The sequence below is a fragment of the candidate division WOR-3 bacterium genome (genome assembly GCA_026418155.1).
Taxonomy (GTDB): Bacteria; Hydrothermota; Tepidihabitantia; order Tepidihabitantales; family CAIPLT01; genus JAOABV01.
Window position 1 is genome coordinate 19,347 of record JAOABV010000020.1, and the last position, 7,833, is coordinate 27,179.

At 36.5% G+C, this 7,833-nt stretch carries 8 protein-coding genes; all 8 read left to right on the forward strand.

Annotation, left to right across the window (positions count from 1 at the left end):
- Positions 1 to 244: hypothetical protein (locus N2201_03885; protein ID MCX7785353.1), on the forward strand; the 244-nt coding region annotated here is incomplete at its 5' end.
- 91 nt (positions 245 to 335) lie between these two features.
- Positions 336 to 1,187, forward strand: a complete 852-nt coding sequence (locus tag N2201_03890; protein ID MCX7785354.1) for a hypothetical protein — start codon at positions 336 to 338, stop codon at positions 1,185 to 1,187.
- Complete coding sequence (locus N2201_03895) at positions 1,184 to 1,813, forward strand: hypothetical protein (GenBank protein ID MCX7785355.1); 630 nt, start codon at positions 1,184 to 1,186, stop codon at positions 1,811 to 1,813. Before N2201_03890 ends, N2201_03895 begins: the two co-directional genes overlap by 4 nt.
- Before the next feature lie 307 nt (positions 1,814 to 2,120).
- Positions 2,121 to 3,698, forward strand: coding sequence for a capsule assembly Wzi family protein (locus N2201_03900; GenBank protein MCX7785356.1), 1,578 nt, complete (start codon positions 2,121 to 2,123; stop codon positions 3,696 to 3,698).
- A gap of 108 nt (positions 3,699 to 3,806) precedes the next feature.
- Positions 3,807 to 4,937: an ADP-forming succinate--CoA ligase subunit beta gene (sucC, locus tag N2201_03905; protein MCX7785357.1), complete on the forward strand. Its 1,131-nt coding sequence runs from the start codon at positions 3,807 to 3,809 to the stop codon at positions 4,935 to 4,937.
- Positions 4,938 to 4,991: 54 nt separating this feature from the next.
- Positions 4,992 to 5,870 (forward strand): succinate--CoA ligase subunit alpha, encoded by an 879-nt coding sequence (gene sucD, locus N2201_03910; GenBank protein MCX7785358.1) that lies wholly within the window; start codon positions 4,992 to 4,994, stop codon positions 5,868 to 5,870.
- Between the two features lie 398 nt (positions 5,871 to 6,268).
- Entirely contained in the window at positions 6,269 to 7,105 is an 837-nt protein-coding gene (locus N2201_03915; protein MCX7785359.1) for a T9SS type A sorting domain-containing protein, read from the forward strand.
- A gap of 3 nt (positions 7,106 to 7,108) precedes the next feature.
- Positions 7,109 to 7,833, forward strand: a 725-nt coding sequence (locus N2201_03920; protein ID MCX7785360.1) for a hypothetical protein, incomplete at its 3' end; no start/stop codon positions are given.

Here is a 7,833-nt window from a genome sequence, read left to right on the forward strand (position 1 = left end):
TTTTCGAGCACGAACTAAAGAGGCGACTTTACTTTTGATTGCGGCATTTTTTGTGATGCTCGGAATGGTGCCTATTGGCTCTTCAATTTCACCCCGACTACCGGAATTCGCTGAGTGGATACTTTCTGTGCCTAATCTGGCAGCAAAAAGAGGTATTATGTTTGGTGTTGCTTTAGGTGCAATCGCTACTTCGTTAAAAATCATTCTTGGCATTGAACGCGGTTGGCTTGGCGGAGGAAAATAATTATGTTTAGTATTACTTTTTGGCACAGTTGCCTTTACGCTCAAGATTATTTTCGACCTTGAGCGTCTTCGTTTAGCGGAGGAAAATAATTATGAAAATATTTGAAAAATTAGCCAAAATTGACCGCAAAATCATCTTTGTCGTGTTGGCAATAGTAATTATTGTTCCCTTAATAAAGCCCATTGGACTGATAACTCGTGCCTCAAGTCGAGCAATGGATGTTTTTAATGCAGTTGATGCCATTCCTGAAGGAAAACCCTTGATGATTTCAATAGACTTTGACCCTGGCTCAATGCCGGAATTATATCCAATGTTAACTTCAATCCTTAGACACGCCTTTGCTAAAAACATTAAAGTCATTGTCCTGGGATTATGGCTCACAGGAATGGGATTGGGAGAACAAGCCTTAGCCACAGTTTCTCAAGAATACAATAAAGTATATGGTGTGGATTATGTCTTTTTAGGTTGGCGCTCTGGCGTTTTGCCAGTAGTTTTAGGTATGGGCGAAGATATTAAAAAAGCATTTCCTACTGACTATTACGGCAAACCGCTTGATTCTTTACCAATGATGAGTAGTATCAAAAATTATCGCGACATTCCATTTTTTATCACTCTCTCTGCTGGTGACCCGGGAATGAACACTTGGCTTGCCTATGCCCAAGCCCGATATGGCTTAAAAATGGGTGCCGGCACAACCGCAGTTTCTGCAGCCGACGCGTATCCTTTTTTACAGACCGGTCAATTAACTGGACTGCTTGGCGGCATGAAAGGCGCTTCCGAATATGAGTTCTTAGTTAAAGAAAAAGGATATAGTCAAGCCCGAACACCTGCCACCCAAGCCATGGATTCACAATCATTAGCCCATCTTTTGATTCTTATTCTCATAATTTTAGGAAATATTGGATACTTTTTCATTCGTCGGTCTCAAGGGAGGACAAAATGAATCTGGCAACAAGTTTTTGGACTTGGCTTGGTGCTTTTTTAACTTTTTGTATCTTTTCATTTTTATATCGCGACAATCCATTCTATAAATTTGCTGAACATCTCTTTGTCGGTGTTTCGGTCGGCTATTCAATATCTATTTCCTATCACAATGTGCTCTATCCGGACTTAATCGTTCCGTTATTCAAACACGGTCAATTATTAAATATTATCCCATTAGTTTTTGGATTATGTTATTTTGCTCGTTTTATTCCTAAAACTGCTTGGTTAGTAAGACTACCCATGGGCTTAGTTTTAGGTTTTGGCGCAGGTGCGGCAATACCGGCAACACTTCAGGCAAGTATTATCCGGCAAATTCAAGGTGCAGTATTAAAACCGGAAATCCTCCAACGCTGGGATTTCTTTCTTTGGGCATTAATCTCATTTGTTGGCGTGATCTGCACCATTATCTACTTTTTCTTCTCCAAAGAACGAAAGAAAACTACGCAAATTGCTGCGGAAATTGGTATCATCTATTTAATGATTGGATTTGGTGCCTCATTTGGCTATACGGTAATGGCACGTATCTCATTACTAATTGGCAGATTTCAGTTCTTATTGAAAGATTGGTTAGGAATTATTAGATAATAGATGCAAGGGCTCAAAATTAGCAGGTTAATTAAAACTGATTTTTTGTTCAATGCTCGTAAACCCATTATTTATGGCTCGTGTTTCGTCATTGATTGATAAATTGTGGTTTCTTTTGAAAGATTGATTAGGAATGATAAGATAAACAGATGCATGAAGCAAGAAATTAGCGTAAAAGTAAATTTTGTACCTCACTGTTTGTCTTCTATTTCTTTGGTAACAAGATGTATCTAACTATTGAGTGGTAGATTTCAGTTTTAATAAAAAGACTAACTGGGAATGATAAACTAAATTAAATAAAGATAATATGCAAAAACCAAAACATCTTTCTCCACAAAAAGTTTTTGCATATTTGATATCTGTTTTTAGTTTTTGGTTTTTAATATTTAATTCTGTCAATACTGCTCCTTTAGATAACATTCCTACTGATTCGTGGATTTATGAGGCAATCGATTACCTAAAAACAACTGGGTATATCAAGTCAATTCCGCCCATTAGTAAACCTTGGACAAGGCAGGAAGTTATAAACCTTTTACAAGAATCTAACATCAGTAAGACTTATTCCAATAATCAGGCCGGATTTTATATCCATCGACTATTAAGTGAATTTGCTGATGATTTGCAGATGGATATAAAAATCACTAAACGCAAACCGCTATTAAAACTCAATTATGGACCTGGTTCAATCAATATTAACCTCTTCTCAAGACTCACTTATAGTAAATTTCCTTTTCCTTTGACTCCATTTACTTATATACCATTTCCGGATAACCAGACTGGCTCAATTGGTGCGGTCTTTAATTTAGACCCTAATTCTAAGATTAGTCTCTATAATCGATATGAGATGACATTTTATAATAGAAAGATTCCCGACACCGCCGACCCATCAAGTCTACATGTTCCAAGAACCCGAGTAAAATCGTCAAGTAACTTTATGACCTTTGACCTTAAAGAAGCGTATTTATCATTTCCCTTTTATTTTATGACTGTTGAAATTGGTCGAGATTATTTATATTTTGGTCCGGGTTTTCGCAGTTCTGTTCTTTTATCTGATAATGCACCATCATTAGACCATATTCAACTAAGAACTGCAACTAAAAACTTTAAAGCTCTATGGTTTTGTGCTGGTTTATCGCCCTGGTATAACTATCACCGATTTCTTTCGGGACAGCGATTAGAAATCAGTATATCCAATATCCTGCGACTTGGTGGCACAATGTTAGTAGTCTATTCTTTTGACTCACTTCAAACCCGAGGCTTTTGGGGGTATTTGAATCCTATTATTCCAATCTATATGGAAGTTGCCAACACCGGTCACGATGATAATATATTATTTGGCTTTGATTTTACCACTTATCTTGCAAAAACGAAAATCTATGGTCAACTGGCTCTTGATAATTATGAGTTCAACACTAGACCAGAGCGACCGCCCAATTGTTATGGTTTAACTTTAGGCGCATATTATCCCTACCGGCAATTTGCTTTGCGCACCGAATATTCCAAAATTACAAGATACACTTATTACCATCGAATTTATCATATTGCTTATACTCAATATTCAATCCCCTTAGGACACATTTTAGGACCGGATGCGGATGAAATTTTCTGCCGATTAGAATATTATCCCTTAAAGACAGCGCGCATAAATTTCACTATATCTAAAATCCGCTACGGTGAAGGCAATTACGGTGATTTAGATAACAAAACCTGGGATGGAATTGAGACGCCTGTTAGAAATTTTCCTTCAGGCACAATTAAAGCCAAAATTTTTATTGGACCAGAAATATATTTTGAGCCCCATCTTAATTTTAGATTTCTCAGCGGAGTGTATTGGAACAATGATAAAAAAATTAATAGTTTTGCGAGATTCGAAATTAGATATTGATGTCAACTCTAAGCAAGACTTTGGAGTATCCAGATTTTTTATTAGTATCAAAGCCTCTTATTATAAAACATAAAGATCTTATTATAAAACATAAAGAAAGGTAACACTATGAAAATTCACGAATATCAAGCAAAAGAAATCTTTAGAAAATATAATATTCCCACAACCCAAGAAAAAGTTGCCGTTTCCTGGGAAGAGGCAAAAATTATTGCTCACGACTTAAAATTTCCTTTAGTGGTTAAAGCCCAAGTATTAGTTGGCGGCCGGGGTAAAGCCGGCGGTGTTAAAATTGCCCACAACGAAAATGAACTTGAATCCGTAGTAAAATCAATCTTAGGAATGAATATTAAAGGCTTGACTGTCAAAAAAGTCTTATTAGCCGAAGCGGTTAAAATCGATGCTGAGTATTATGTTGGTATCACGATTGACCGGGAAAATCAATCTCTTGTTCTCATCGCCTCAGCCTCAGGCGGTGTTGACATTGAAGAGGTTGCAGTTAAAACTCCAGAAAAAATCCTAAAAGAATCAATTACTCCTTTATTGGGCTTAAAATCATATCAGGTGCGCAATATTGGTTATGCTTTATTTGACAATTCGGAATTAGTAAATAATTTTACTAATATGGTAATGAATCTCTATAAAATCTTTATTGATTTAGATTGTTCCTTAGTTGAAATCAATCCTTTGGTCAAAAGTGATAATAAACTTATTGCGGTTGATGCCAAAATTGTTTTTGATGATAATGGACTTTTCCGCCATCCGGACATTGCCAATTTACGAGACTTAGATGCTGAAGAACCATCTGAAGTGCAGGCAAAAAAAGCCGATTTATCGTATGTCAAATTAGATGGTAATGTTGGTTGTGTTGTCAATGGTGCGGGATTAGCTATGGCAACAATGGATTTGATTAAACGATATGGTGGCAATCCGGCGAATTTTCTTGATATTGGTGGCTCTTCATCACCAGAAAAAATGCGAGAAGCAATGCGCATTATTACGGCCGATAGAAATGTCAAAGCAATCTTAGTCAATATCTTCGGCGGTATCACGCGATGCGATGATGTTGCGCAAGGATTACTTTGGGCAATGAGAGAAGAAAACATCTCCTTGCCAATAGTTGCTCGATTAGTCGGCACGAATCAAGAACAAGCGCGAGCATTACTTAAAAACTCTCCCATCATATTTGCCGAAACTATGACTGAAGCGGTAAAAAAAGTCTGCGCATTATTGAAGAGGTAAAATATGGCTGTTTTAATAAATGCAAATACCTCCGAGTTATTGAAAGGATAAAATATGGCAATTTTAATCAATGAAGATACCAAAGTTATTGTTCAAGGCATTACGGGAAGAGATGGTTCATTTCATACTCAGCAAATGCTGGAATATGGCACAAAAGTCGTCGGTGGTGTGACCCCAGGTAAAGGCGGAAGTGAAGTCTGCGGCCTACCGGTATTTAATACTGTTAAACAAGCCAAAACTGCAACTAATGCTAATACATCAATAATTTTTGTTCCTGCCCAGTTTGCTCCTGATGCGATTTATGAAGCAATTGATGCAGAACTTGATTTGGTTGTCTGTGTTTCTGAAGGCATTCCCACACTGGAAATGACAAAAATTGTGTCTTATCTTAAAGGAAAAAAGACTCGGCTCATCGGACCAAACTCACCAGGATTAATTTCACCTGGAGTATGTAAAGTTGGCATCTTACCCGCAATGGCATTTAAGAAAGGCAAAGTCGGCGTGGTTTCGCGTTCAGGAACTTTGACTTATGAAATTGCCAGTCATATTACCAAAGCCGGTTATGGTGAATCAACTGTAATTGGTATTGGCGGTGACCCGATTATCGGAACTAATTTTATTGATTGCCTAAAATTATTTCAAGAAGATAGGAAGACCGAAGCCATTGTCATTATCGGCGAGATTGGTGGCAACGATGAAGAGAAGGCTGCCGAATTTGTCGCAAAGAATATCACTAAACCAGTGTTTGGCTTCATTGCCGGACAGACTGCACCAGCGGATAAAAGAATGGGACATGCTGGTGCCATCATTTCTGGTGGCAAAGGCACTGCTCAAGAGAAAATTAAAGCCTTTGAAAAAGTTGGAATTACTGTAATCTATGAACCTGAGGAAATTAGCAAAAAACTTTCGGCTATTTTTGATGTTAAAACATAGTAGAAGCCTGGTAAGACAATCTTAATCACAAACGGAATCTAACAAGACACAAAGCCTAATGGCGATAAAATAGACCAAAACAAAATTAACTGTTTTTCCCACCATTCGGTAACATTCAAAATTTTCCTGAGTTTCCTTACACTCTAATTTGAGAATACTGAAAAGTCAATTCTTGCCATTAAACCTATTGAATTCACTAAATATTTCTCTTGTGTTTTCTGAAGGTTCCCTTGTGTGTTTCAGAAACTTCTAATTTTCCCCACTTGACAATATTTGAAAAAAGATGTAAAGTTTAAGTAGGGTGATACTTATGTAAACACCTCAAGAGGAAATATGAAAATGTGTAAGTGTATCATAATATTTGCGGGAGGCATAATCCCAACATTTTATTAGGCCAGATGGTAGAAATAATAATTGGTACAGACAGCACATATTCTTATCATGGACCACTGAATCGTTCCTATAATTATTCAACTCATGAAGCGATATATCTACAGTCAGAAATAGGCATATCAGGTGTAATTACACATATAGCATATTACAAACACTTATCAGTTGATTTGAGTCCAATTGAAAATGTCGCGATTTATTTGAAACATACGGGTGAAGAAATACTCGCAAATGGTATTTATTCATTAATGGGCTATACAGAAGTTTTTACCGGCACATTTACTAATAATGCACACCAAGGATGGATGGGAGTCAGTTTAACGACCTCTTTTCCATATAACAATTCTGATAATCTTCAAATCTTAATTATAAAAGGTTATCAAGCATACTTAGCCATACAACCTATTTGGTGGCGATATACCACAACATCACCAATATATCGGACAAGACAAGCATACAATGACAACACTCCTCCAACAAATCTAAACCAAACCTATAACCGACCAAATATAAGATTAATGATAAGGCAGGTTTCAGACCTTATTGAAAACGATTTTAATACTCATCTGATTATATCTAAAATCAGCGCAACCCCTAATCCATTCACTAATAAGACTAATATCTCATTTAATCTTTCTGAAGCACAAAAGGTCTCATTGAAAATCTATGATACTAAAGGAAAACTTATTAGAACTTTAGTTGATGGGGTGATGAGTTCAGGAGTCCATAATATCACTTGGGATGGCACAGACGAACATAGACTTAATGTGGCTAAAGGCATTTATTTCTACATTCTTGAAACACCAAAGCAAAGGTTTAGTAAAAAGTTAATTTTGATGAGGTAGCATATGAAAGGTGTGATTATAATAATAATGTTGTTTATAATAAGTTTATCCGCACAGCAAGTAGAAGTAATAATTGGCACCGATACAACAAGTTCTTATGCTGGACCAATAAATCGTTTCTATAACTATTCTGGGCACGAAGCAATTTATCTGCAATCAGAGATCGGTCATTCAGGTAATATAACCCACATTGCTTATTATAAACAACGCGGTGATAATATTGACCCAATAGAAAATGTTACGGTTTATATGAAACATACTGCTGATACATCGCTTGCAACCACTTTACTCTCATCTGTTGGTTTCTCTATAGTGTTTAATGGTGCATTTCCTAATAATTCAACAAATGGTTGGATGGAAATCGCATTAACAACTCCTTTTCTCTATAATAATACAGATAATCTTCAGGTCTTAATTTTAAAAGGTTACCAGCCGTATATTCCGGTACCGCTCTGTCCTTACTATCGTTATACTTCAACTTCGCCAGTTTATCGATGTAGACAAGGAGGTTTAGATGCCCTTCCTTACCTAATTCAAACTTTCAACCGTCCCAATATTAAGTTAACAATAGTGCCATCTATTTCCCTTACAGAAAATAATTTTACTAATTTGATTGAAACCGAAGTCAAGGCAAATCCTAACCCAGCCATCAATAAGACTAATATCTCATTTAATCTTTCTGAAGCACAAAAGGTCTCATTGAAAATCTATGATACTAAAGGAAAACT

Bases quoted from the DNA above. Each gene is read 5' to 3' on its own strand.
- sucC (MCX7785357.1), top strand. From the start codon at position 3,807: ATGAAAATTCACGAATATCAAGCAAAAGAAATCTTTAGAAAATATAAT.
- N2201_03890 (MCX7785354.1), top strand. From the start codon at position 336: ATGAAAATATTTGAAAAATTAGCCAAAATTGACCGCAAAATCATCTTT.
- N2201_03895 (MCX7785355.1), top strand. From the start codon at position 1,184: ATGAATCTGGCAACAAGTTTTTGGACTTGGCTTGGTGCTTTTTTAACT.
- N2201_03900 (MCX7785356.1), top strand. From the start codon at position 2,121: ATGCAAAAACCAAAACATCTTTCTCCACAAAAAGTTTTTGCATATTTG.
- N2201_03915 (MCX7785359.1), top strand. From the start codon at position 6,269: ATGGTAGAAATAATAATTGGTACAGACAGCACATATTCTTATCATGGA.
- sucD (MCX7785358.1), top strand. From the start codon at position 4,992: ATGGCAATTTTAATCAATGAAGATACCAAAGTTATTGTTCAAGGCATT.